The sequence below is a fragment of the Paenibacillus sp. GCM10027626 genome, assembly GCF_042676285.1.
GTDB lineage: Bacteria > Bacillota > Bacilli > Paenibacillales > Paenibacillaceae > Paenibacillus_Z.
This window is the reverse complement of sequence record NZ_JBHTHC010000021.1, coordinates 56,470-81,254: the sequence shown is the minus strand read 5'-3', so window position 1 is coordinate 81,254 and position 24,785 is coordinate 56,470. Positions and strand designations below refer to the sequence as shown.

Sequence of the window (24,785 nt, the reverse complement as noted above, 5' to 3'; positions counted from 1 at the left end):
GCTCCTTTTATAGAAATGGTTGTTGATTATTGGCAATTCTGGAACGGACTCAAGGTACCCGATTTCTTATAAATACTCTATTATTATTGTAGACGATTCTTCCGATATCATTCCTAGATTCGAGAAAAAACTCGATGTCCGGGACATTGAGAGGGGCGATTATAGATGAGCTTGTTCGATGATGAGTTTTATTCGACCCGCGTGTCGCGCCGCGCTCGCGGAGCGGAGCGGGAAAGCAGGGACTTCTCAAACCAGCCGATGCGCAAGCGGCCGATGTGGCGGCAGAACAATTGGACGACTGTACGTATTGTAGCTGTGTCATCGCTAGCCAGCGCGATCTTCGCCGTACTGCTGTTCGGCATGATCACCGGCTTTGAGCGCGGCGGGGGACCGGCGGCATCCGTGCTGCCGGCATCCGTCTCGTCCTTGACGGCGGGCGACGACCCGCTAGGCACGATTCAGGCGGCGGACAAAGTGCGCCCTGCGGTAGTCAGCATTATTAACGAGCAGAAGGCGCAGCAGTACAAGGGCAAGGAAAGCAAGTCCAAGTCCAAGTCCGAGGAGGACGCGGATACAGAGGATAAGCTGGTGCAGGCAGCTGTCGGTTCGGGTGTTATTTTTGAAAAGATAGATGGCAAGGTGCATATTATTACGAATGCGCATGTCGTCACCGATGCGGTCTCGCTCAAGGCTGTATTAAGCAATGGCGAGGTACGCAGCGCAAAGCTTGTCGGTGTCGATGAAATTACAGATCTGGCTGTGATCGAAATGGACGGCAAAGGGATCGACAAGGTCGCAGAAATCGGCGATTCCAAAGGGCTGCGTGCGGGGCAATGGGTGATGGCGATCGGCAATCCGCTCGGTCTGAGCGATTCGCTGACGCTTGGCATTGTCAGCAAGACGCACCGGATCATTCCGGTCTCGCTCAGCCAGGACGGGGTGTATGACTGGGAGCAGGAGGTTATTCAAGTCGACGCTTCGATCAACCAAGGCAACAGCGGCGGGCCTCTGATTGACTTGAGCGGCAAAGTGGTCGGAATCAACAGTATGAAGGTTGCGGACTTTGGCGTAGAAGGCGTTGGCTTCGCGATCCCCACGCATTTTGCCATGCCGATCGTGGAAAGCCTGCTGGAGTACGGAAAGGTGAAGCGGCCGTATCTTGGCGTATATACGATGGATTTGCGCCACTATATGGCGCAGATGGGCGCTGTCATCGACGAGTATGGCGACATGCCTGACGATGGCGGGGACTGGCTGGATGAGGGCTCGGCGGATAGCGGGCCGGGAGATGACAGTCACGGCAATGCGAATGCGGAGAGCAGCCTGAATTTGCCTAAGGAAGTCAAGGACGGGGTAGTCGTGCTGGAGGCTGTCGGGCCGTCGACCGCCGCGGGCTTGAAATATAACGATGTGATTGTGAAGCTGGATAAGCAGCCGATCACAAGCACGATGGATTTGCGCAAATATTTGTATACGAAAAAGAAGATTGGCGATTCCATTGAAATCACTTATTACCGCGAAGGCGACAAGATGACAACGACATTGACTTTAGAAGAAAAGTCGAATGACGAATGAGTGTTTTGACAGATTGACAAACATTCGGCAGGAACGGTATTCTAAAGCATAACAGCAGACAGATAGAAAATGAGGGAACAGTCTAGTATGTATTGTGTATGTAAAGAGCATGTAGAGCTTGCCATTGACAAATTTGTCGACGAGTATGAGGATGCGCCGGATATTGTCGATCTGGACAAAACGGAGTTCGCGGACTGGGAGCCGCCAAAGCGCTGCGATCTGGGCGACTGCCAGGAAATTGCGACATTCTTAGTCGTCTAGTGAAAAATAGGAAGCCGCTGGCCCATTTTGGGGCTGGCGGCTTTTGTTGCTTGTTGCTTGTTGTGAAGCGTGGCGTGGCGTGGCGTTGCGGCTGCGGTTACGACTGCTACTGCTGCTGCAGTTGCGATTGTGACAGAATATGCAGAAAGCGGTGGAAAAATATTTTGCGTGTTTTGATGATAATAATTCTCATTCTTGGTTACACTATTGCCAGATGAGAAAAACGGACAGCTCGGGTCGCTGTCCGCCGTTCATTAAGCCATACATCATTACACCTTTGCTTCAAAGGTTTTGCAGTCAGTCTCTTCCGAATTGGCCGCTTTTTTGCCGCGGTTGAAGACGACATAGATCGAAGAAGCGCTGCAGTTGTTGCCTGCTGCCCAGTACTTGCAGGTGTTAACCTCGCACAAAACGTCTTTTGCCATGGGACTCACCTCCTCCTTATTAGGATGGACGGATAGAGTCCCTTTTTATACCTGACTGAACGTAAGGCCCGGCCGCTGCACCTTAAACAGCGGTTATTTGCCGTGCTTGGCTGCTGCCCCTTTACCGCGAATGCCAGCCGACACGATCGGGCCGTGATTGACAATTTGCGTAGCAATTCGCGCCATTTCGTACGGCGTTTCCTGCATGCCGGTAGCGACCCAATGCAGAAACATGCCGAAATTCGCCGAGGACATGTAGGCGATAAGATATTCGCGGGGCACAAGCAGCTTGTCGTCATGTGGAATTAAATGATTGAATTTATTGAAAATATGCGTCGTCATTAATTCGCGAAAGCGCAAAATACAAGAGATATCGCCCCGAGGGCCTAACATGACCTTGAAAAAGTCGGCGTGTCGCAGCACCTCTTCAAAAATCGCTATTATTTTCGGATATGGCTCGTCCTTATTGGCATAGCCGCTCAATTCAATCGGATCGAGCCGAAAGACAACCGACTGAATGCGCTGAAATACCTCCTCCTGCATCTGCTCCAGCAGGTCCGCCACATCCTTGTAATGCAAATAAAAAGTGCCGCGGTTAACATTGGCGTGATTCGCTACATCGGTTACGGTAATGCTGTCCAGCCCTTTCGTTTCAATTAAAGCGAGCAGCGCCTGCTGCAGCAATTGCTTCGTGCGGAGCTGCCTGCGGTCGAGCTTCGGGGGATCGGGTATCTTGGGCATCGTTTTTCTGTCCGCCTCGCTTTCCAGTAATGTGAGGATGTGAGAAATAATTAAATTTGCCACTAATCATCACTTCGATTATAAAGTGTCGTTTATTGAACAAAGCGTGCAATAGCTGATTATTGCATCCCTATACCCCTTCATTATAATTAACATTATGATCAGTAATCAACAGGTTGTTCATTAAGTTTTGAGGGTGGGGATGATGGTGATGAGTATGTTCACAGTGTTGTGGCGGCAAAAAATTGTGTGGGCGAGCCTGGCGGCCGTGGTCGTCATTATTGCCGTTCTGGGCACGGCAATGATGGGATCGGTGCTGGGAGCAAAGCCGCAGAAGCTGCCAGTAGCACTCGTTGTGCAGGATGAGGAGGTCGCTGTACATGGCGGCGGTCAGGTTGCTGCAGGCGACATGATTCGCGAAAAGCTGTTGAACAGCGCGGAACTGCCGCTGCCATTTGAATGGGAGCTTGTCGAATCAGAGCAGGCAGCCCGCGATGGCATGGATGAAGGCCGCTATTACGGTGCATTAATATTGCCAGCTGACCTTAGCCGCGGCTTGATGTCGCTGCTTGGGGCTGCCGAGCCGAAGCCGGCTGCGGTGACGATTATCGCCAATGAGGGGCTGAATGTGCAGGGGGCTGCTGCAGTAAAGCAGGGGCTTGGCCAGGTGATGGAGGCTCTGCGCCAGCATCTGCCAAAGCAGATGCTCGGCATGGCGGCAAAGACTGCCGGTGCTGCGCAAGCGGAAGCGGGATCGGGATCGGGAGCGAATGGCAACGCGCAAAATATGCAGCTGTCATATGCCGCGGCGGAGGCGCTGCTGACGCCTTTTCATTTGAATGTCGAATCCGTACATCCTGTCGGAAAAAATCAGGCTAGCGGTAATGCGCCCGGCATGCTCACGCAAGTAATGTGGATCGGAAGTCTCGTTATAGCTGTGATGCTGTCTATGGGGCAGGCTCGTGCAAGAGCGAGTGCCGGCAGTCTTAAGGTGAACAATAAGTCTGGCGGCATGTTCGCGTTCGGTACGGTTGTTTCGCAGGCTCTGACCGGAATTGTCCTAACCGGAGCCGCCGCTGCTTTTCTATTATGGGTAGCATCGGGATGGTATGGGATGGAGCTGCAGCATGCTGCCGATATTTGGGTGTTCTTGTGGTTTGGCGGTGTGGTTTTTTTCATGCTGCAGTCGGCATTGTTCAACTGGATCGGCATGCCGGCAATACCGATTCTAGTGCTGTTGATGTTCTTCTCGATGCCATTGCTTAATATGGCGCCGGAATTTTTGTCGCAGACGACACAAGACTGGCTGTACTCGTGGATACCGCTGCGATTCGTGGCGAGCGGCATGCGCGAAATGATGTATTTTGGCGGATGGAGTGCGGTAGGTGACAGCAAAGCGGTTATGTGGGGAGTAGCGACAGTTTGTCTGGTTTTATTGTTGGCTTCGAGTGTGAGGCGGAATGTGAGATTGCCAGGCGCTCAGACGCGAAAGGATGCCGTTTCGGTTTCTGCGGAGTAATGAGAGAGAGTATTTGTTGCTACAGTAGGGGAGTTGTACCGGTTGACCTTTGGGTTGGCCGGTTTTTTGCTATTTGGCGGGATGAGGAGGAAAGGGAAGGACTTACTGGGGAGGACTTAGCAGGGCTTAGCAGGACTTGGAAGGACAAAGGAGGAAAAGCAAGGGCTGATGGCTGGCAGTGGGTGGTGGACTCATTGCTGCTGACGGTGCTGAAGATATGGTACGATAGGAGATATGAATGAGATAGTGCGCGGAAACAGAGGCGAAACGGATAGAAGAGGGGACAACAGATGCAAATACAGATCGTATGTGTCGGCAAGCTGAAGGAGAAATATTGGACAGGGGCGATTCAGGAGTACTCCAAACGGCTGGGCTCTTATGCGCGGCTGGATATTCGTGAGCTGCCTGACGAGAAAGCGCCGGAAACGATGAGCCCGGCGGAAGAGGAACAAGTAAAGGCGCGGGAAGGCGAGCGGATTATAGCCGCGCTGAAGCCGGATGCGCATGTGATCGCGCTGGCGATCGATGGCGAGACGTGGACGAGCGAGCAGCTCGCCGCCCATCTGGACAAGCAAGCCGTTTATGGCGGCGGCTCTGTAGCGTTTATTATTGGCGGCTCGCTAGGCTTGTCGCAAGCGGTGCTGGCACGGGCGGATAAGCGGCTGTCTTTTGGCCGCATGACGTATCCGCATCAGCTGATGCGCGTGATTTTGCTGGAGCAGGTTTACCGGGCGTTTAGGATTAATCGAGGGGAACCGTATCATAAGTGACGGCGAAAAATATTGGTTTTATTAAGGAAATATAAGCTTGAAATGCATGCCTCTGATACTTTATTGGGCCCAGAGGCTTTTTAGTTATTTGTGCCCACCATTTTCCATAATATGATATGATGTTGGAAGGGAAATAAGCAAAAGAAATTAAACATTCAGTCTATAAGACCTATACATATTAAACGGAAGGGTGTTTATGTTGATTTATCATGGCTCAAGATGGTGGAAATTTGATTTCCATACACACACTCCTAAATCCATAGATTACGGAAAAGGATCAAATTACACTGTACTTCAACAAAGAACTCCACGTGAATGGCTTTTGGATTACATGGGAAAAGAAATTGATTGTGTCGCCGTGACAGATCATAACTCAGGGCATTGGATCGATGTATTAAAAAATGAATTAGTTACTATGCGAGAAGAACAGGTTGAAGGTTTCAGGGAAATAACAATATTCCCAGGCGTAGAGATTACAGTTCATGGGAATATCCATCTATTGGCTATATTTGACCCGAGCGAAACTTCTGAATATATAAGCAATTTACTTGCCAGATGTGAATATTTTGGTCAATCGGGGGACTCCGACCAGTGTACTAGAAAATCTTTCAATGAGGTTGTTGAGATAATTCTTCAAATGAAAGGTTTACCTATTCCGGCCCATGTAGATACAGTAAGAGGATTATTTGTTGAAGAACAAGGCAACTCGCTAAGAACATGTTTAACAACTGATGGGCTTCTTGCTATTCAGGTATGTAATATTAATTACAATAAACCACAAATTTATATTGACTCTAAGCTAATATTTGCTGAGATAGCTGGCTCTGATAGTCATCATCCTGATTCGGCAGGATCGTCTTTTACATGGGTGAAAATGGAGAGCCCCAACTTAGAAGCCCTACGCTTAGCATTACATGATGGCGAAGATGGTATTATTAGAAATGATGTCTTAACTACAAATCCGAATGACGTGAGAGAACGATTTTATATTCAATCAATAGAGATAACTAATGGGGCGAAAGCAGGAAGAGGCAGAAAATTAAACATTAGTTTTAGCCCTTGGTTAAATACAATTATTGGCGGAAGAGGATCGGGAAAATCCAGTATCATTGAATATATGAGGCTCCCCTTCAATAAGGTTAATGGTCTACCTGAGAAAATTGACGAACAATTTATCGAATTTAATAAGATTCCAAAAGAACGTGGTAAAACAGGGATGCTTACCGATTCCACAGTCATTCGTGTGCAGATGCACAAGGATGGAAGGGAGATTGCGCTTAAGTGGGAAAACAATAAAATTATCGAGGAACAACTTAATGAAGACGGAGTATGGGAAAGGAAGGTAGAAAGTAGTAATATAGACTCTCGGTTTCCTGTTAGAATATTTAGTCAGAAGCATCTTTATTCTCTAACTGAAGATCCCAATCATATATTAAAAATTATTGATGAACAATTTGACAAAAATAGCTGGATAGAAGAAAGAGAAGAGTTAACAAAAAAATGGATGCAGTCCCGCGCTAAGCAGAGGGATTTGAAATCGAAAATCAGTGAAAAAGGGAATATAAAAGCGGAGCTTGAAGACACCCTGGCAAAAATGAAGGTTTTTGAAGAATCGGGATATAAAACTCTGCTTGAAGAATATCAGAAAACGCAAGCAACTAATAATACAATCCTTAACTCAGTATCAAAAGTCGATACATTTATTGTCACACTTAAAGATATTATTAAGGATGCCCCGCCCTATCTCTTTGATGAAGAGTGTTTTTCTTCACTAGATAAAAATTCTATAGACATGTTGAGAGTTCAATCAATAGAATACGAAGCGATTAAGAATACATTGGTTCAATTGGTTTCTAGAACAAACCAATTGATTGAAAAAACAAAGGGAGTTGTAGACTACATCCCCTGGCAACAAACAAGGATGGAGAATGAACAAAAATATTCAGAGTTTGTTCGTAAATTAGAGGAACAGGGAGAAAAGAACCCTAACGCTTATGGGGAATTATCTTCAAAATCACATCTTCTTCAGCAAAAACTTAAAGCTATTGCAGCCCTTGAAGAGCAATTGAAAGAACAGGACGAAATAGTAAAGCAATATTTAACCGATATTCATGCACATGAAATCCAGTTAAGAACACAAAGAAATAATGTAATTAGTCGTTGGCAAGGCACAAATTCTAGTGTAAAGATGTGTCTTTCAATAATGGGTGACCTCGATATTGCAGAAACGAGCTTTCGTAGCTTAATAAGAAGACCTGGGACAGAATTTGCAAGAGACATACTTGAACGAGATGATGAAGGGAACCCAATAAAAGGATGTTTGTTAAACATAACAAATTCCACATCTGCATGGGAATCTAGGCAAGAATTAATAATTAGACTTTTAAGGGCAAATGAAGAGGAGAGTCAAAACTTCAATAAGCCTTTTGTAAAACATCTGACATCTCTAAAGATTAATACGCCAGAAGACATAGATAGACTATTTGTTTGGTACCCTGAAGATAAAATCAGTTTAAAGTTAGTTACCAATCGTAAAGAAGAAGATATTGAAACGGGCTCTGCTGGTCAAAGAACTGCTGCAATGCTTTCCTTAATGTTATTATTAGACGACTCACCAATTATTATTGATCAGCCAGAAGAAGACTTAGATACAAAAAGAATTACTGATTTAGTGGTTACTGAATTGAGGAGATTTAAAACTAAACAGCAAGTTATTGTTATAACTCATAATCCGAACATTCCTGTTAATGGTGCAGCCGAGAATATAATTCAAATGAACTTTGAAAATGGACAGATATATAATCAGGTAAGCGGAGCACTACAAAAAAACGACGTTCGTGAAGCGGTTTGTAATATCATGGAGGGAGGGAAAGATGCATTAGATAAGCGTTACTTCAGGATTTCAAGAGCAATGGAAAAATAAAATACTTATACAGAGATATATAATCTATAGATTTTAACTGGTGTCGAAAATGCAGATATAAGATTTTTGTTTTCCTCTTTGTAAGCAGTATATAAACCATCAAGGGGTGAATAGAATTTCTCTGCTTTTTCAAGACTGTCCCATAAAGAGATGTGAGTCGCCATTTCCTTTTGCTCAAGAGATTTAATTTCTTCAATAGACATTTTAATGAACATATATGTCCTCCTCGATAAATGTTTATTAATATATTATTGAATTGAATAAAGATATATTCATAAAAAACTATTTTGATATTTAATATCACGCTTTCACCAAGCCAAAACAAAGGAGAACGACCATCACAGGCGTTCTCCTTCTCGTCACGCATGATCTTCCATTGCCTCCCTTGCTATCTGCTGCGCATACGCTTCACTCAAGCCGATGGATTCGTAATATTCCCGCGTCACCGTTTCCATAAGCGCGATCACAGTCGATAAAATACGCCCATAACCCATAAATCTTTACAATTTAAGGTGGCCAACTTTAACAACACATGCGTCATACTGGCGGTGTGGGCAATCCATTATTTCTCCATCCATCATCTACCGTAGACCTTTATTATTTAAGGTTCCTTCACTTTACAGCCGCGCTTCATATTGTCAGTGTGAATGATGAGTTTCTGTCTATGCGCTGTTCCCATAAAAAGAACTGCTCACCCCATAAACGTTAAAGTGAGTAGATATGAAAGTGTTTTCATGAATTCAGATGGCAATTTCGATTCTCTCCCGCTTCCGTGCTTGTTTTCGCTGGAGGGAATCCCCCACCGCTACTGCGACAGGAGAATCGGAGAAGTAGGAATCCACGTGCTCATCGAAGCTCAGTTCAATCGTCTCGATCTTCTTGCTTGTATCCATCGTAATTCGCTTGATAAACAGGTGCAGCAACGTTTTTCGCTGTTCAAATGGCGCGGCGGTAAGTACCTGATTGAATCCATGAATCAACTCGCGCACCTGCTCGAAAGAGACAGGAGACGTATTGCCTTCGGATAGCTCAAGCTCCAGCCGCGACTTCTCCGTTTGAAGCTTGTTTAATTCAGCCTGAATTTCCTGCATCCGTCCAATGAAGATGGATTTATCGACGCTTTCTTGATCGAATACATCGAGGTAGCGGCGCTTTTTGTTTTCAGCTTGTTCTAATTGGCTTTTAATGTGCGATAGCTCCGCTTGGAGCGGTACTGTCCGGGTAACAAGTTTATGGTTAATTTTATCCACGATGGCCTTTAGAATGCGGTCTTTTGATAGTACCTGCCTTAACCGATTCATGACTTCCGTTTCGGCTTCTTGCTTACGGATACTATTTGCTGAGCATACGCTGCTGCCTTTACTCCGAAATGCCCCACACGAGTAATACAGGCGATTCACGATTTCTCCAGTCTTCGTCTTGCTTCGAGTGCGGCTGGCTACCATTGCCGCGCCACACTTCGGACAGCGAATTAACCCGGATAACAAGAACTCACCGTCAAAGACACGGGATGGTGTGAAAGACTTCTTCTTGCTAAGGAACTGGACTTTTTCCCATAACGCATCGTGAATAATGGCTTCATGTTTCCCATCGGCAATAATCGGTTCCGCGCTCTTGCCTCGTCTTCGCTTATTGCTCCAGTTTTCGTAGCGGTTGTAACGGACTTTACCATTGTAAAACGGATTATTCAGAATTTCCTTAATGGCTGTCGTGGAGAAGGTGTTGCCTGTCTTCGTCTTGTAGCCGCTGTGGTTTAGCTCATTTGCAATGCTCCTTAATCCACGGCCAGCAGCGTAAAGCTCGAATATCTTTCGGACGATAATGGCTTCGTCTGGCACAATAACAACAGCCTTGGATCGTTTGGAAAGGTTACTGGGGTCAGCAACAGCTTGATACCCCAACGGCAGTTTTCCGTTATGTTCGCCCTTCTTTGCTCTCTGTTTCATGCCCATTTTTACGTTCTCAACGATGGTGTTTCGTTCCAGTTCTCCGACAGCACCCATCATCTGAAAAGCGAATTTCCCAATAGGCGTACTTGTCTCGAAATTGTCCGAATAGGAACGGAAGGATACGTTGTGATGTTCAAGATGGTCTAAAATGCCAAGAAGATTGTAAGCATTACGTGCTAATCGATTAATTTTCCACACAAGAAGTTCATCGAATAATCCCTTCTCGGCATCCCGCTGTAAGCGTTGCAGGGCTACCCGTCCTTTCAAGCTCGTTCCGCTAATCCCGGCGTCGATGTACTCTTCATATACTTGCAAGCTGTTCTTTTTGCAGTAACCGCGTAATGTGTCGAGCTGGGCATCGATGCTATAGCCTTGCTCGGCTTGATCTTCGGTGCTCACACGCGCATAAATGGCCACTTTAACGGGCATGTTGGTCATGATGATCGTCCTTCCCGCTTTCAAGCTCAAATTCAGTTACTGTTGCCATCATTTGAAAGGCGAATTTGCCGATTGGTGTACTATTCTCGAAGTTCTCGGTGATGGATCGAAAGCCAATTTCAAGTTCATCAAGCTTGTGTATTACCGTTAGAAGATCCATTGACTTTCTTGCCAGCCGATTGAGTTTCCACACAACCACTTCATGAAACTCCTGCTTCGCTGCGTCTTCTAGTAAGCGTTGAAGTGAATGGCGTCCTTCCATGCTAATTCCGCTTACCCCTTCGTCCACATACTCCGCGTAGATTTCTTTTCCGTTTGCTTCACAGTAGGCACGTAAAGCCTTGAGCTGCTGATCGATTCCTTTTTGTCCCTGATTCGTACGCGCGTAAATGGCTACTTTCGTTTGATTCGTTGTCATTGTGAATACTCTCCCTTTTCATGGTCAGATAGATAAATGCTTAATCGTGGCAGTGCCTTGAATCTGTATTTTGGTTACATCGCGGTCAGGTGGAACATTAATGTTCTGGATAAACCCACGAAGCAAGGTATTTCGCTTTCTCGTTTCGATTTCTTGAAACGACTTAAACAGCGACTTTAATGCGCGGCGGATTTCTTTCAGAGATATAGCGCTATTTTCGAGCTCAGTAAGCTTCAATCCCAATTGATGCTGGCTCTCATTCAGCATGGCTATATCTGCCTTTATGGCATTGATTTCACCAACAAGCTCTACATGCCCAATGCATTCACCCTCGAATAGCTCATAACAGCGCCGCTGCTGGTTTTCCAGTTGCTTTAGCTCCGTTTTGATTTTGGCTAATTGTTCGCGTAAAGGCTGCTCAGCTTCGCGGTTCCTCCGGTTAATTCGCGTGACGATCTGGTTCAGCATTCCCTTGTTTGTGAGCATGTGCTGAAATCGGGACATCGTTTCGTTTTCTATAGGTGAAGCGGGAATGGCGTTCGCTTTACAAGCGGTCGAACCTTTATTGCTGTACTCGCCACAAACGTAATAGTGGTTCATGCGAATGCTCCCGTTCTTCCGAAAGTGCTTTGCATGAAACGGAACCATGCTACCCCCGCACACCGGGCACTTTAACAGGCCAGCTAATGGGTAATACCGGGTAATATGCTTTGTTGGTGATCGGGAACGCTTTTTCAAAAGCGCTTGAACTTCATTCCACAGCTCCATGCTGATAATTGGCTCGTGTGTGCCTTGCACCACCCGCTTCGAACGGTCGCTGGAAGTTCCGGTAAACTTCTCGTGGGCGGTGTACCGAATTAATCCAATATAGTTGATGTTCGTCAGAATTCCGCGTACAGCGGCGATACTGAACGGTTTATTTCGTTTCGTCGTGTATCCAGCAGCGTTTAAATAGCGCGTAATGGCTTTAAATCCTTTCCCCACCCGATACTGCTCGAAGATCATCTGCACCAAATTAGCCTCATGCGGAACAATTCTAACGTGTGGTTCTATACCGTCTCCGGTTACCCATTCGTACCCGAGAACGTTATTGCCGCTGTTCCAATTCCCTGCCGCGCTGCGTTTTTGCATCCCCAAGCGTGTGTTCTGGGCAATCTGCTCCCGCTCCAGTTGAGCGATAGCTCCGAGCATCTGTGCCGTGAAGTACCCATGTGCTGAACGGGTTTCAAGCGGCTCGGTCAGGCTCATCCAGCCGATATTGTGCTGATTGAATATCTCCAGCATCCTGAGCTGATCTGCCAAGTTCCGTGCCAAGCGATTCAACTTCCACGTGATGACGGTTTGGAATCGGCCGTGCTTCGCGTCCGCCAGCAGTTCCAACATCGCGGGTCTTCCGTCTATGGTCTTGCCTGAGTATCCATCGTCCACGTATTCGCGGTAGATGGAAAGATTGTGCTCACCAGCATAGGCGCGCAGTTCTTCAAGCTGTCCGTCAATGCTGTAACCTTTCACTTGATCTTCCGAGGAGACGCGGACATAAATCGCAATAATAGTCGTATTAACCACCTCCGAATGGAAATTAAATGGTAAACCGAGCATAGTACCCGATTGTGGAGTCGTTCAAACGCCATTCGGACTGGCTTAAGACAGTCGGTACTTGGGCAATCACAACCAATCACGCTTTAGCTTGGGCGGATGGCGTTTTCATTTCGGCGAGGTGATCGCCATTGCGCTTTGGTTTCAGGTGTGGCAGCAGCAGCTCTACAAGGAGATCAAGCGCACGGTTAAACTCGCAATCCAGTTCAGCATCGTTCACGGATAGCACCTCATTTCAAATGAAGCCCGCATCGTTCACCTTTTCCTTGCTGGGGGTGGGGTTGCGGCTTTATCGTAAATAAAGCGTTCCGAGCGAACGATACTCCTAAATGTGCATGGAATCGTAAAAATAAATACGGTTGGATGTTTTTAACCTTTACGTTCGAAGTAGTTAAGCGGCAGGATGACAATGCAGAGTGGGGGAGGGAAGCGAGAAGATCGAAGTGATTAAAGGCAAAATTCGAATTACCAACCTAAAATACGGCGAAGTTCCGAAACGGCGGAATTAAGGGTTTACAACTCGCGGGCCGCTTGAGGGGCTTAAACGAGCCAAAATTCCAAAATTCCGAAGTTCTGAGGTTCGTCAATCTAAAACCAGGAAGTATAACAGTGAAGCAAGATAAAAAGGACACGCAACGTGTACGTGTCCTTTCCTCTTACAAGTTAAATGGCAGTTCAGCTACTTTAGGATTTAGCGCATAGTAGGTTGAATCTTGTCCCACCCCGTGTCGTTTTACCCTCTCTGAGAGCAGGTAACCAAGTTCTACAAGCTCTTTCAGGTCTTTGTCCATATCCTTTACTTTCGCGTATCCTTTTCGCTTCAGGAGCTTCAAGATTTTTGTTCTAGAGTACCACTTGATCAATTGATCATTGCCTTGTGCTTTAACAAGCGCTTGCAGGATATACTTTTGCTTTTCGACAGAAACGCTTTCGGTGGCTTGCCCGAACGCTTTTAAGGCGTGTGCGTAATAGTATTCCTCCAGACGAATCGCTGCTTCTACCGTAGATGCGGCAACTTCCTCCGGTAGTTCATCCTTATCCGCATGTTCCGCCATATGGAGCAAGCCTGCGATGCGCATGATTTGCCCAACTAGCTTGCCCGCCCAAGCCTGAAAACCGATGGTTAGCTCAGTGTTGTCGGGGTGTAGCCGCGGCTCATTTTTATTAAATAGGTGATCGTATAACAATACGGCTTCTTCAGAACTTATGGTTTGTGATAGTTCTTCCTCGTCATATGAGTTTCCTTGGACTGCGTTCATTACATATTCAGCAAGACTGGCAGGAGCGGTTCCGGGGCCTCCGTCCGCCAACGGTTTTCTCTTCAGCAAGCTGGTCATCATCGCATGATATTTTTCCTTCACTGCTCGCGGTATCGGGGTACTTCTCGGTGTTCTACTTCCTAGCGGCGAATCTGGGACAGCGTATAGGAAACGGGCAAATAGACCTCGACCGCTCAACGAACTATCGGTTAAAATGCGCTGAAGATGATCGTTTTGCACCAATAACCCTACCGATAAAGTAGGCGACTTCAGATGAATCGAACCTCCATTTTTCCGGTCATAGGTGTAATGCTCACCGCTATGCCCTTTCAGGAAGATATCTACATTCGACTTTCTTCCTGAGTAAAGTCCGGCAATGATATCCAACACGCCGCCTTCGGCATTAAGCACACCCATTCGATTGTGATTTTCGGACATGGCCTGAATCAGCTTTTCGGCGGTGATATCCTGCTTCACAAGTGCAGGTAGAAAGAGTTCCTTCGTCCTGTCCAATTTCTTTTGAATGTCAGCGAGCTGAGAATCGGTATCGAGTTTCCCGCTCTTGTAAGCTTTCAGCGCATTAGCGTACTGTGCTTTCAATTTTTCAATCTCCGCTTTACGTTCTGAGATCATTTCGGCAATTTCCTCCCGTAAGTTTTCCTCATAAGCGTAAATAGGTTCGATCATTTTACTGAATACGTCTGATTTTCGATTAGCAGACGGTAATGCGACGATGGCATATAGGCAGAGCGGTTCAATATAGCCCGGAAAGACCTCCAGTTTAAAGCGTCGATGTACAGCGACCGCGACTGATACCAAAGCCATCATGGCAGCCAAATCGACGGGAGTTTGTGAAAAGGTCGCCACAGCACCCACGTATTCACGCAACCACTTCGGGAATATTTCTAGCGGAAACGCAGGGACGGAATATTCTTCGAAAGGTGCGATTTCGGGATATTCGTAGCCATCGACGTCATGATTTTCATGTTCCGACGCCTCCTCGTTCTGAGTCTGCTTGAAGTGTCTGGAATACCTCTCCGCCTGTCCATCCATCGCGTTGGTTATAACCCTGTCCTGGTAGTCCGCACGGCTCTCCCATTTCCCCCGTTTTCCTAATGCGCTGGCGCTAAATATTCGTCGGATTTGTTCAGCGTCACCGCTGTAGAAGGCAAGCTTGTACGCAAGTGCAGAGTCGGCTTCACTCTGGCTCTTGTAGCCTAGCCCTTCTCTCCATCCCTGCTCGTAGAGCGTTCGCCACTTGGCTCCTTGTCGCTCTCGGAATAGCTTTTCGAGAATCTCGGTATCTGTTAAAACAGTTGCGTTGCCTTCGACTTGTTTAGCTACTGGCGGCTTGCTATTAGGGTCATGCTTGATAGGCTCATCAGGGAACAATTGATTATACAGCGTGTTCAACTGGCCTTGCCGCTCCATGACTTCCTGTGGCTCCCCGAAAACATTCCCGGTGACCACGAAGAAACGCTTGGAATCGTACATTTCGATGTTGTCCTTGCGGCTTCTTTTCCCGGGAATCATTCCTTTCACGATAATGTGAAAGCCTGTACCGGAGACGCTGAATTCCGTATAGGAATCCATGCTGGTAATGATGTCCTCCACCCAATTCTCAATTCCTCCCGTGTCCGGGTCGGTGCATTTATCCAAGTCAATGCCGGTCAGCCCGCCTCCTTCTTTGAAGACGAAGCCGATACCGTCGAATTGCCCGGCTGGGCTATTGAGAATCGTATCGATAGCCGCTTGGAAGCTCATGTGATTTCGAACGTCCTGAACATTACAAGGCGTTCCGTGGATATTATAAGGCACTTTCGTTGCCTTTCCATCGCGGGTTTGAACTTTCCATAAAATCCACTGGTTTAATCTCCGGATGGAGTTCGGTACGTTGTTAAAATCGAAATTCATTTTTAATTGCTCCCTTCAATTTAGAGATAAGATTGAGAAGGGGATAAAAGCCCAGTATTTTCCCCACCCACGGCTAAATAAAGGGTGGAATTAGAAGAATCCACACTGGAAACTCGATCACTCGGATGGAAAATATAAGTAGATTTATACGATAAAATTTTTTTATCACAAAATTGTTGGACGATCTTTTGACGTGTGAATATGCATTCCAAGAGGATATACTGTCGCAACACGTTAAATCTAGGGAATTTGGAATTATGGACCTCAAATCGCTTGTCGCCCCGCTTGTAAGTGGGAGAGCCAAAATTTCAGTTCACAGGAATTTTGGTTGAGGTTTCCCGAAATTAGGGGGGGGCGTTTCATTAGGGGAATGTTCATGCCGTGAGCTTCACATGGAGAATGGGCAAAGTTCGAGGCAATGTTCAGAATCCATCGGAAGCAAAAAGCCCCACCAGCGATAACCGGGACGTTAATCGTCCATTGTATCGCAAGTGGGGTCAAGTGATTAAGCAGAGCCCTATCATAAAGAACGGTGAAAGGACGAAGCGAAAGCGAGTCTCTCCGAGCGTGAGCGAGGAGTGGCTCATCCATACTTTTGTGTCGGTAGACATGTGTTGGGCGCTTATATTGTTCTCCAGAAGACTTCAGCTTCGCTGAAGATTGTTCTTCTTTGCTTGTTCCTTCTGTTGTGTTTTATCAGCCACTTGATTGTTCAGGCAGCTTCAAGCATGTTTCTAACACATTGTTCTTTTTTCTCCTGTTATGATTAATTGTTCATGTTCAAACATGTTTCTTCACTTCTGAAGAACAATATCGGATACCCTTTTATCTAAAGCGTTAACGTGCTAAAGAATACAACCGTCACTTGGATTCTTTTGTATGGTAAAGCAACAGACAGAGTAGCCCTTGTCCCATACATTTGTGGAAGAACACCTGTATTCTCCACACCGTACCACACGGCCACGATCACTACATTAAAAACGAATGGATTGAGCCTCTGGATGAACATGGCGACAGGGTGGCTCGTTTGGCTTAGTGCCATCGTCGTTCATGAGCAGGGATTCGTTCAAGCTAGACTGCTTCCGCGCTTCTATATCGAATTTCAACAGCGTAGCCATACAGGTAACGAGACAGGCAGTATATCATAAAACGTTCTAATCCAAACGTGGAAGCGGGTTATAGCGGTTCAGCAGCCGAGAGAAGTCGTGTGATTTATTGAATTCAGCGAATAATAAAGCCTCGGCACAGTTCATTTCCATGTGATAGCCTTTATCCTAGTTCCGGGAAGAATGGATTATATTTTAGCCGGGACGATCTTGGAAAGAAAAGCGCCCTTGACGTTGGCCAATTCATGGACGATTAGACGTCCAGATTGGGCCATACGGGGCGCTTAGGTGATTGTAGAATAGAAATATCCATTCACGAGGTAAGGCATGTTTGAGGCTGGTTTAAATCGTCCATAAACATTTTGGAAAGGACATGTTCGAAGCATGTTGAGTTCGCATGGTCATCGAGAGCGATACAGGCCCATAGGGCATCCATGGGCCAAAGCATTATAAAGCCACACATGAAAAGAGAACATGTGGTGCATGGTAGTGAGCGTTAGTGGGCATGTGATGTATGTTCGTGAGCATGTGGGAAACACTCACTCCTCGCTCACGCTCGGAGGACTTCGCTTTCGCTCGTCCGTTAACGATTATTGATTTTGGTTTTAAATAAGCGGGTATTAATTAAAATAAATTGACGTAGAGCAAGGTTAAACAAATCGGTGCCACGAAAAGCACCGTGTATGGAATGAAAAAGTTGAACCCACCAGCTTTACGGATGTGGTAATCCTGTATTTTTTCGTCTTGATTGCTCTTAATGATCTTTTCAATTTTCTTTTCGGCATGCCGCAGGTAGATTTCGTTAATGAAGAAGGCTAGCGGGGCATTGAGCAATAGCATAAACAGCGCTCTAAATTCTATCGTGCTTAAATTCACACTGGAAGTAACGATCAGCATGAAAATATTCGCAGCTAAGAAGATGATAAATGCGAGGTACATCTTTCGGTATAGCAGGAAGATGCCCCCGAGCCAGAAAGCGCCCCAATTCCATTTTGAATTCTTTTGCCACGCTTCAATATAATAATCGTTGCTGGCAAAGTTCCGCAAGTGCTCCTCGGTCACAGCGGGATTTTTAATATACTGCAAGCTACACACTCCCCTCTATATCGGATATCCAAGTATATTCGGCTGTCTGCCGCTACACCACAGGCACCGTATATCGTACTTAAATAAGTGACAATATCATATTCAAGTAATCAGTCCATTCGCGTCAGCGCATCCAACGCCTTTTTCAAGGCTTCTACAGCTCCTTTAGCTTCCGCGGGCTCAAAGTGAAAGCCCTTGCCTTCCCTCCACGGAGTTTCCTTTGCTTCTCGCCACCATTTTTGCAACGATATGTAGTGCTTCCCATTCTTATCGATAATTAGCGTCTTGATGGACTGTGTGTTTGAAATGGGGCTATCGGCAACAACTTCGACTAGCTTAATCGAATCGTCCGTGAATGTTAGATTTCCATTATCCATCATGCATCATCCTCCGGTTCGTCTTCGAGTAAGCGAATGTGGCCTTTGCTAACAATCTCAAACCCGCGCTTTTCCCAATGTTTTATGAACTTCTCGGTGCACTTGATTTCAATTCCGTTAGCAGGGTTCTTCATGATGTAACCTTCACGTTCTTTGGATAGTTCGTCAAAAGCTGTGTGTTCTTTGTCCACCTTTTTATCCTACTTTCCTTCTTATAGTTATGCCAATTAATGCTAATATACTACTTATAAGAAGTTTAATCAAACAATAAAACCGTCTTTAACCCCCTGCATATTGTTTGGCTTACCTTCTACGCTTGAGTAGAGGTGGTCAAATGCCCGAACTGAGATTATTAGTCGGTGAACGAATCAGAGTGATCAGAAAGGCTAAAGGACTTACCCAGCTTCAACTTGCGGAGCTTTCAAATTTAGACGATGCTTATATTGGCGCAGTGGAGCGGGGAGAACGAAACTTCACGATAGATACGCTTGAGAAAATACATACGGCCCTTCAAGTGGATGTGACACATTTATTTCGAAATGATGATGTTAAAAGCAAAGATGAAATTGCGCGGCAGCAAGCGACAGATGAGTTTATCGCTGTGATCAGCAACTTGAAGAGTGAACAAATTGAAATTGTTAAACGAATCAACAAAGAGTTGGTTCAAGCGTTTAGCCATCCGTTATAAATTTAATCTGATCATGAAAAAATCGGCGTGAATTAAAAAATCACCAATGCCCCCTAGAGGGAGATTGGTGATTTTTTAATCGATAACTCAAGATGAGGTATGATCGAAAGGACTTGGTTGGTATCAAGTTCAAATTTATCGTTTGGGTTTGAAAGGGCCGACAGAAATGCAGTGCTAAACAAATACATAAATTCGTCCAAAGGTAGATGATCAAACTTGATGTAGCAATCATAAAGTTCAATTAACCCTAAACTGTACAGGTCTTCAAAGCTAACAGCAAGTGGGCTATTGCGTGGAATGGGTGGAACATCAATAACAATGGATATAAAAAGAATATCGTATTGTTTGTAAACATCTTCCCAAGATAACATTTTTTCGCCTCCGTATGTTTTGGATAATGGATCTTTACCTCGCGAAGTAATCATACGAGACGGGAAAAAAATAACCAAATTCGATTTTCGTGAAGAGTTGGTGGAATTAGGCCAAGGTAAAGGACGATTTGCAGGTTATTTCTTGGATTTATACAGATTCTGCTTACTCTTAGAGATACGTTGTATCCCTGAAAGGCCAAAAGGTGGCTGTTACGTGCTGCGGCGCTTGTTCATTTTATTAAGGGCTACCGGGTAGATTTCTTACAAAAAGTTAAATTATTAACAGGATATCCGACATTTATTACAAATATAATAGATATTATAAAATAAGAAGGGGGCGTCAAAACATTGGAAATTGATGAGCAAAAACAAAAAGAAATTTTGAAAGTGTCTTACCCTATCCCTTTTTACAGTCAGCGAGTAGATTTTAATGAAGACGATCTACAGGGGTTTAAGAGTAAACAAGAGGCCGAACATTGGCAAGTTCGTGGTTGTGGGATCGCTTCCCTCAAAATGATAATAGATGGATTCCAGAAGCAGCGTGGTCTTAAGCTTAGTGATCCGTATGGAGAATTAATTTATAAGGGGGTGGAAAAAGGAGCATATTGTGATCGAGGATGGATTCATAAAGGGTTAGTTGAGCTTGCAATGGAATATAAAATTCACGGCCAAACATTCAGACAATGCAGTGTAAGTGATGTTTTTAACGAATTAGAGAAGAATAGACCATGCATTACATCAGTTACTGTCGGATTTAATGGCGGGAAAATAAATAGTGAAGGCGAAGTTATTCCGGCGGGGGGCCATTTGATAGTAGTTATTGGAGCGGTAAGAGAAAATGGAGTTTTACAAGGTTTTATTGTAAATCATCCATCATCTAGTATTGAATTAAATTGGGAAAATCACTTTGTTGATATTGAAGACTTTAAAAGATCGTTTTCCGGTGCTTTTATGTCATTTTGGATCAGTTGATAGGTAATCGAAGGATGGCTAAATGAAATCTAAATTTGTTAAGCTAACGAGACGATTGCGGAGGAGCTTCCAAGCGGCGGCTCCTTCTTTATTTGTTGAAGTAATGAGTAGCCAAAATCAATTTCGACGGTCTTCGGTGCATGTTTATGAAGGTTGGCTATAATCCAAGGATTGAAATTTGTTTTGATTCAATGGACCAAGAACTTTGGCAATTATGCGCCGCGGCAGCTCCTTTCGCATTTTTCGCCGATAGACCCGTTAAGCTGAACCGTACCATAAGTGACGGCGAAAAATTTTGTTGTGGGTATGATGGAGGAGTGTTTGTGGTTGAAATATAAAGGAAGTCTAGAGCCTCTGAGACCTTGAGTTTCAGGGGCTTTAGTTCGTTTTTCGCTTTTTTCCACAGTGTGGTATGATGAAGAATAGGTATTGGTTCCGGTTACAGAGGTATAAATGAGGTATTTACAAAGCTCATGAATTGGACGTTAACCGAAAACAACTAAATTGTTATTTGGAAAAACCGTTCTGCCTTGTGCCAATGGCGGCCGCGCCTATCCGAAGCCCGACCGCTCTTGTTGCGCCGACCACGGTAGCCGTGTTAGTCCGCGCGTGCGACGGCGCTAATTTCAATCAACTGCTCAGGGAACGCAAGATATGTCACGCCGATGAGACTGCCGGCTGGCCGGTGTTGTCCTACGTATTCCTTGAACAGCCGGATGACCGGCTCGGAATGTTCTTGAGCATTTGTCAAATAGATCTCCACATAAGCGAGGTTCGACCTCGTGACATCAAATCCCGCCAGCACGCGATCAAGATTTTCCAGCGTTTGCCGGGTCTGTGCCTCGATATCGCCTTCGCCAACGAACGTGCCCTCTATGTCGTGGGAAAATTGTCCTGAAATGTAGATTGTTCCGTTTACGGAGTATCCCTGGGTAATTCCGTGATCCCAAAGATCGTGATTGTAGGTTTTGACATTAGTCATTTTTTTCTCTCCTTTATTTAAAGTAAGGTTAGTATAGAATGAAAACATATATAAAAATAGTACGCACTTTATTGATAGGTACTACCAGAAAGGATAGTGTAAATATGAGTATGGCTGAATATAAAGGTAAAGTTAAGAATATTCAAGACACACCTTTTGGTTATACATTGTCAGTTATTGGTGGTAAATGGAAAATGGTTATTATTTACCTCCTAGCAGAAAACCAGCCGGTTCGCTTTAATGATCTGAAAAGACAGATAGGGGCTATTACTTATAAAACATTGAGTTCACAACTTAAGGAATTGGAAGCAGATGGTATGGTTAAACGGAAAGAGTATCCTCAAGTTCCCCCTAAAGTCGAGTACAGTCTCACAGATAAAGCGGAAACACTATTGCCCGTTTTGGAAGAGTTATGTGAATGGGGAGTAAAAAATCAAAATCAAAACAATTAAATTAAATCGATTTCTCTAATTTCCCTCGGAATTAGAGAGATCATACTGTTGATGGCTGGAGGAACTGATCACTTGTACTGCAGCCAGGTAAAGGGGTATCAAGGGACTATGTCTTCTACTTTGTTCTGGACGATTATCAGCATCAGCGCAATGTCTCCACGATCCTTAAGGAACAGGGAGTGCTTCCGGTGAGGAGATGATCCGCCTTCTGACCTCCATGAGTGAGACGGAAGCGGGCCTGTTCCGGAGGATGTTCAATAACGGCTTGTTCGAGCTGATGGGGACCGATGGTGCGTTTGAGTTCGGCTTGAAGCTGATTCTGTCGGGGATTGAGCAGGTGATAAAGGATAATTAACAACATTTCCTAAATAGATTGTTTTGGCTTTGCAAAGCCATTAAATACATCATCGGGAGAGGGTCCCGTTATGAAGAACGAGCATCGTTCTGGAGGAGGAGTAAAGAAATGTCGTTTCCGTTTACTGAGATGCCCACGATAACTACCGCCCGCTTCGTGCTGCGGCCGATTGAGCGCCGCGACGCCGGCGACATGGCGGCGCTGTATGCGGACGAGGAGGTCGTACGATATACACCGCTCGAACCGTACGTTACCATCGAAGACGGCATGGAGGCTGTCGAATGGTGTACAAACATTTTTGCAGAAGGAACCGGAATCAGATGGGGTATCGAGGATCCGTCGTCCGGCACCGTTATCGGCACATGCGGATACTTGAACTACGAGCCGGGGCACCGGCGCATCGAGCTGGGGTACGATCTAGCAAAGCGTTATTGGGGGCAAGGCATTATGACCGAAGTCGCCGAAGCGGTGATTGATTTCGGCTTCCGCCATATTGGCGTCAATCGGATCGAAGCCAAAATTATTCCGGACAACGAGGTCTCGGGTCATCTGCTCATCAAGCTTGGCTTCCAGTACGAAGGCAAGCTTCGGCAGCATGAATTCGAGAAAGGCCGGTTCATCGACATTGCCGTCTACTCTATTTTGTGGGAAGAACGGAAAAATAGCGGCGATCAATAATCGACGCTTATAAATACGGCAAGGCCGTCCGGGGAACCGAACGGCCTCCTCTTCTGCAGCTCTATAGCAATATTATTTTCGCAGCCGATTTCGGGCATAGTGCCGCATAAGGCGCATTCTATCTCGCCTCCACGCGGCTTGCTTTAGCGATTCTTCACCGCTTTCTCCTAAATGGTCTGGAACCCCTGTTCAAGAATGATTTCCGCCCTGAACTCCGAGCCGTCTGAAATTTCCTCCACATTAGGGATCACGTAATGAGACAAGCAAGTGTTTACCGCCTGATCCCTCGACCATAGCGGTGTTCTCCTTGGTTGCTTCTTGTGTTAATGCTTCATTGCCTCCCTTGCTACCTGCTGCGTATAGGCTTCGCCAAGGCCGAGCTGCAAAAATGCAAGTTGCTTTGAAGCCAGCAATGCCGCTGCGCGGCACACTTAGGCGGATTTTTCGCCGATAGACCCGTTAAGCTGAACCTTACCATAAGTGACGGCGAAAGAAAGTATTTTTATAAATTCAGATGGCGATTTCGATTTTCTCCCGCTTCCTTGCTTGCTTCCGCTGGAATGAATCCGCTGCAACTGCTACAGGAGAGTCGGAAAAGTATGAATCCACGTTTTCATCGAAGCTCAGTTCAATCGTCTCGATCTTCTTGCTTGTGTTGGTTTCTGGCAGTAATTCGGTAAATTCTACGTTTGCAGAGCTTAACTGCAAAAACGCAAGCCGCTTTTGATGCCCGGAACGCCGCCGCGCGGCACACCGGATTTTTCACCGATAGTCCTGCCGTTCAATCATACAGCTTTAGCAACTCAGCTTGATAAGCGTTAATCGATTGCCCGGTCAAACCATCATCGGGTGCTTGAGTGCCATAGAGCCTATCAAGCGTTTTAGTTCGGGATTTAGGGCCACAATCAACAGGCCCACACCAGGCGAGTGACTCCCATCCTCAAAGGATGGAGCATCAATTGACCAGTTCGCACCTGTCGCACCTGCCAGCTCGTATCCAAGAGCAGCTTGGACGTCTTGCCGTCCGTATCCTGCCAGTGCAGCTCCAGGCGGAATCCCGGCCGTCCATTGACCGAATTTTGACAGTCGCTGCCCAGATAATGAGCATCGGCCGTTATACAATTGTCGCCCTCGATCAGCAAGTCTGCGACATCATGAGTCGTATACAGCTTACTATGGACAGGATCAGTGGGAGCAGGCGTACCGTAACCGCCAAGCTTGGTGCCGTTCACGTACATAATGGTGACAAGAAACGAACAATTGTGCCGAGGCTGGTTGTGCCGGCAGGTTAAACGCCTTGCGGAAATATGCAAAATCATTGATCTAGACATCGCTGCAACGCCATATCCATTGTCCTTCCCACTTCATGAAGATCCTCCTCTAACGACAGCCTTGCTGTTTTCCTCAGCATATCATAGCCGTTTTGCTTGATTATAGAGGCCAATCTGTGCTATGAATAGGTCAATCTTATTTTTGTGGTGGCGGAGAGGAATGGGATCGATGAGTGCCTACAGGCGAATATTGGTTGGCCAAGACTATTGGGACGATCATTTTCCCCTCCATATTACGAGAGAGCGGGAGGCCTTCACTCTGCCACTTCATCTACATACCTTCATCAAGATTCAATATGTGGCTGGGGGCAAGGGATTTCATTATATCGGCGACGATCGAATCTTGGCAGAGAAAGGCGATCTGTTTATTATTCCAATTGGAACGGAGCATGTGTATCGCCCCTCTTCGCCATCGGCAAAAGACGAACTCATCGTCTACAATTGCTTATTCGACGAACAGTTCCCCCGCCGACTGGCTCTGGCCTACCCGTTCCCTGTGGAGCTATCCGCCATCTTGGCCGCGAACGATCATCGCTATTCCCACTATAGAGATACGCATTCAACCGCTCGGCAGCTTCTGGAAGCGGTGCACTAGGAGT

At 46.0% G+C, this 24,785-nt stretch carries 24 protein-coding genes and 1 pseudogene; 11 read left to right on the top strand and 14 right to left on the bottom strand.

The annotated features are described in order from the left end of the window. The first annotated feature begins 165 nt into the window (after positions 1-165). Together ACFQ0N_RS29900 and ACFQ0N_RS29895 are read left to right on the top strand one after the other, a co-directional pair. Positions 166-1,575, top strand: coding sequence for a S1C family serine protease (locus ACFQ0N_RS29900; RefSeq protein WP_379333377.1), 1,410 nt, complete (start codon positions 166-168; stop codon positions 1,573-1,575). 87 nt (positions 1,576-1,662) lie between these two features. Beyond that, a complete protein-coding gene (locus ACFQ0N_RS29895) occupies positions 1,663-1,836 on the top strand; it encodes a CxxH/CxxC protein (RefSeq protein ID WP_379333375.1) in 174 nt (57 codons plus the stop codon). A gap of 269 nt (positions 1,837-2,105) precedes the next feature. Here ACFQ0N_RS29895 and ACFQ0N_RS29890 read toward each other — a convergent pair whose 3' ends face one another. Beyond that, a complete protein-coding gene (locus ACFQ0N_RS29890; protein WP_379333373.1) occupies positions 2,106-2,261 on the bottom strand; it encodes a DUF1540 domain-containing protein in 156 nt (51 codons plus the stop codon). A gap of 93 nt (positions 2,262-2,354) precedes the next feature. Beyond that, a complete protein-coding gene (locus ACFQ0N_RS29885) occupies positions 2,355-3,002 on the bottom strand; it encodes a TetR/AcrR family transcriptional regulator (RefSeq protein WP_379333371.1) in 648 nt (215 codons plus the stop codon). A 211-nt stretch (positions 3,003-3,213) separates the two neighbouring features. Between ACFQ0N_RS29885 and ACFQ0N_RS29880 the strand changes: the two genes are divergently transcribed. The 3 genes from ACFQ0N_RS29880 (at position 3,214) to ACFQ0N_RS29870 (ending at position 8,214) form a co-directional block, all read left to right on the top strand. Next, positions 3,214-4,521 (top strand): YhgE/Pip domain-containing protein, encoded by a 1,308-nt coding sequence (locus ACFQ0N_RS29880; protein WP_379333369.1) that lies wholly within the window; start codon positions 3,214-3,216, stop codon positions 4,519-4,521. A 290-nt stretch (positions 4,522-4,811) separates the two neighbouring features. Continuing rightward, positions 4,812-5,291 carry a 23S rRNA (pseudouridine(1915)-N(3))-methyltransferase RlmH gene (gene rlmH, locus ACFQ0N_RS29875; RefSeq protein ID WP_379333367.1) on the top strand — a complete coding sequence of 160 codons (480 nt, stop codon included), beginning with the start codon at positions 4,812-4,814 and terminating at the stop codon, positions 5,289-5,291. 199 nt (positions 5,292-5,490) lie between these two features. Further along, positions 5,491-8,214, top strand: a complete 2,724-nt coding sequence (locus ACFQ0N_RS29870) for a TrlF family AAA-like ATPase (protein WP_379333489.1) — start codon at positions 5,491-5,493, stop codon at positions 8,212-8,214. Positions 8,215-8,219: 5 nt separating this feature from the next. On the opposite strand, the gene ACFQ0N_RS29865 is transcribed toward ACFQ0N_RS29870, so the two are convergent. The 9 genes from ACFQ0N_RS29865 to ACFQ0N_RS29825 form a co-directional block, all read right to left on the bottom strand. Then, complete coding sequence (locus ACFQ0N_RS29865; protein ID WP_028591467.1) at positions 8,220-8,429, bottom strand: hypothetical protein; 210 nt, start codon at positions 8,427-8,429, stop codon at positions 8,220-8,222. Positions 8,430-8,954: 525 nt separating this feature from the next. Beyond that, entirely contained in the window at positions 8,955-10,601 is a 1,647-nt protein-coding gene (locus tag ACFQ0N_RS29860; RefSeq protein WP_379333364.1) for a recombinase family protein, read from the bottom strand. Further along, positions 10,582-11,019: a recombinase family protein gene (locus tag ACFQ0N_RS29855; protein ID WP_379333362.1), complete on the bottom strand. Its 438-nt coding sequence runs from the start codon at positions 11,017-11,019 to the stop codon at positions 10,582-10,584. Before ACFQ0N_RS29855 ends, ACFQ0N_RS29860 begins: the two co-directional genes overlap by 20 nt. 24 nt (positions 11,020-11,043) lie before the next feature. Next, positions 11,044-12,618, bottom strand: coding sequence for a recombinase family protein (locus ACFQ0N_RS29850; RefSeq protein WP_379333360.1), 1,575 nt, complete (start codon positions 12,616-12,618; stop codon positions 11,044-11,046). Positions 12,619-12,694: 76 nt separating this feature from the next. Continuing rightward, positions 12,695-12,835 (bottom strand): hypothetical protein, encoded by a 141-nt coding sequence (locus tag ACFQ0N_RS29845; RefSeq protein WP_379333358.1) that lies wholly within the window; start codon positions 12,833-12,835, stop codon positions 12,695-12,697. 436 nt (positions 12,836-13,271) lie between these two features. Beyond that, positions 13,272-15,788 (bottom strand): phage NrS-1 polymerase family protein, encoded by a 2,517-nt coding sequence (locus ACFQ0N_RS29840; RefSeq protein WP_379333356.1) that lies wholly within the window; start codon positions 15,786-15,788, stop codon positions 13,272-13,274. A 1,730-nt stretch (positions 15,789-17,518) separates the two neighbouring features. Then, the gene (locus ACFQ0N_RS29835; RefSeq protein WP_379333354.1) at positions 17,519-17,980 is read right to left on the bottom strand and encodes a hypothetical protein; all 462 of its coding nucleotides are present in this window, start codon (positions 17,978-17,980) and stop codon (positions 17,519-17,521) included. Positions 17,981-18,090: 110 nt separating this feature from the next. Continuing rightward, positions 18,091-18,360 carry a hypothetical protein gene (locus ACFQ0N_RS29830; protein ID WP_379333352.1) on the bottom strand — a complete coding sequence of 90 codons (270 nt, stop codon included), beginning with the start codon at positions 18,358-18,360 and terminating at the stop codon, positions 18,091-18,093. Next, positions 18,357-18,548 (bottom strand): hypothetical protein, encoded by a 192-nt coding sequence (locus ACFQ0N_RS29825; protein ID WP_379333350.1) that lies wholly within the window; start codon positions 18,546-18,548, stop codon positions 18,357-18,359. The genes ACFQ0N_RS29830 and ACFQ0N_RS29825 overlap by 4 nt, the downstream gene beginning before the upstream one ends. 143 nt (positions 18,549-18,691) lie before the next feature. Between ACFQ0N_RS29825 and ACFQ0N_RS29820 the strand changes: the two genes are divergently transcribed. Continuing rightward, complete coding sequence (locus ACFQ0N_RS29820) at positions 18,692-19,045, top strand: helix-turn-helix domain-containing protein (RefSeq protein WP_379333348.1); 354 nt, start codon at positions 18,692-18,694, stop codon at positions 19,043-19,045. A 53-nt stretch (positions 19,046-19,098) separates the two neighbouring features. On the opposite strand, the gene ACFQ0N_RS29815 is transcribed toward ACFQ0N_RS29820, so the two are convergent. Continuing rightward, positions 19,099-19,416, bottom strand: coding sequence for a hypothetical protein (locus tag ACFQ0N_RS29815; protein ID WP_379333346.1), 318 nt, complete (start codon positions 19,414-19,416; stop codon positions 19,099-19,101). A gap of 348 nt (positions 19,417-19,764) precedes the next feature. Between ACFQ0N_RS29815 and ACFQ0N_RS29810 the strand changes: the two genes are divergently transcribed. Further along, positions 19,765-20,388 carry a C39 family peptidase gene (locus tag ACFQ0N_RS29810; RefSeq protein WP_379333344.1) on the top strand — a complete coding sequence of 208 codons (624 nt, stop codon included), beginning with the start codon at positions 19,765-19,767 and terminating at the stop codon, positions 20,386-20,388. 598 nt (positions 20,389-20,986) lie between these two features. Here ACFQ0N_RS29810 and ACFQ0N_RS29805 read toward each other — a convergent pair. Next, positions 20,987-21,370 (bottom strand): RidA family protein, encoded by a 384-nt coding sequence (locus ACFQ0N_RS29805; RefSeq protein ID WP_379333342.1) that lies wholly within the window; start codon positions 21,368-21,370, stop codon positions 20,987-20,989. Between the two features lie 104 nt (positions 21,371-21,474). On the opposite strand from ACFQ0N_RS29805, the gene ACFQ0N_RS29800 reads away from it, so the two are divergent. From ACFQ0N_RS29800 to ACFQ0N_RS29790, 3 genes and pseudogenes are all read left to right on the top strand, one after another. Continuing rightward, positions 21,475-21,822, top strand: a complete 348-nt coding sequence (locus ACFQ0N_RS29800) for a winged helix-turn-helix transcriptional regulator (RefSeq protein WP_379333340.1) — start codon at positions 21,475-21,477, stop codon at positions 21,820-21,822. Positions 21,823-21,926: 104 nt separating this feature from the next. Next, positions 21,927-22,177: pseudogene (locus ACFQ0N_RS29795) on the top strand (TetR/AcrR family transcriptional regulator C-terminal domain-containing protein); the annotation flags it as partial. 108 nt (positions 22,178-22,285) lie between these two features. Continuing rightward, positions 22,286-22,855 carry a GNAT family N-acetyltransferase gene (locus tag ACFQ0N_RS29790; RefSeq protein ID WP_379333338.1) on the top strand — a complete coding sequence of 190 codons (570 nt, stop codon included), beginning with the start codon at positions 22,286-22,288 and terminating at the stop codon, positions 22,853-22,855. Between the two features lie 905 nt (positions 22,856-23,760). Here the strand turns inward: ACFQ0N_RS29790 and ACFQ0N_RS29785 are convergent. Beyond that, on the bottom strand, positions 23,761-24,186 hold the full coding sequence (locus ACFQ0N_RS29785) for an alpha-L-rhamnosidase N-terminal domain-containing protein (protein ID WP_379333336.1): 426 nt from the start codon (positions 24,184-24,186) through the stop codon (positions 23,761-23,763). Between the two features lie 169 nt (positions 24,187-24,355). On the opposite strand from ACFQ0N_RS29785, the gene ACFQ0N_RS29780 reads away from it, so the two are divergent. Further along, positions 24,356-24,781, top strand: coding sequence for an AraC family ligand binding domain-containing protein (locus ACFQ0N_RS29780; protein ID WP_379333334.1), 426 nt, complete (start codon positions 24,356-24,358; stop codon positions 24,779-24,781). Positions 24,782-24,785 lie beyond the last annotated feature (4 nt).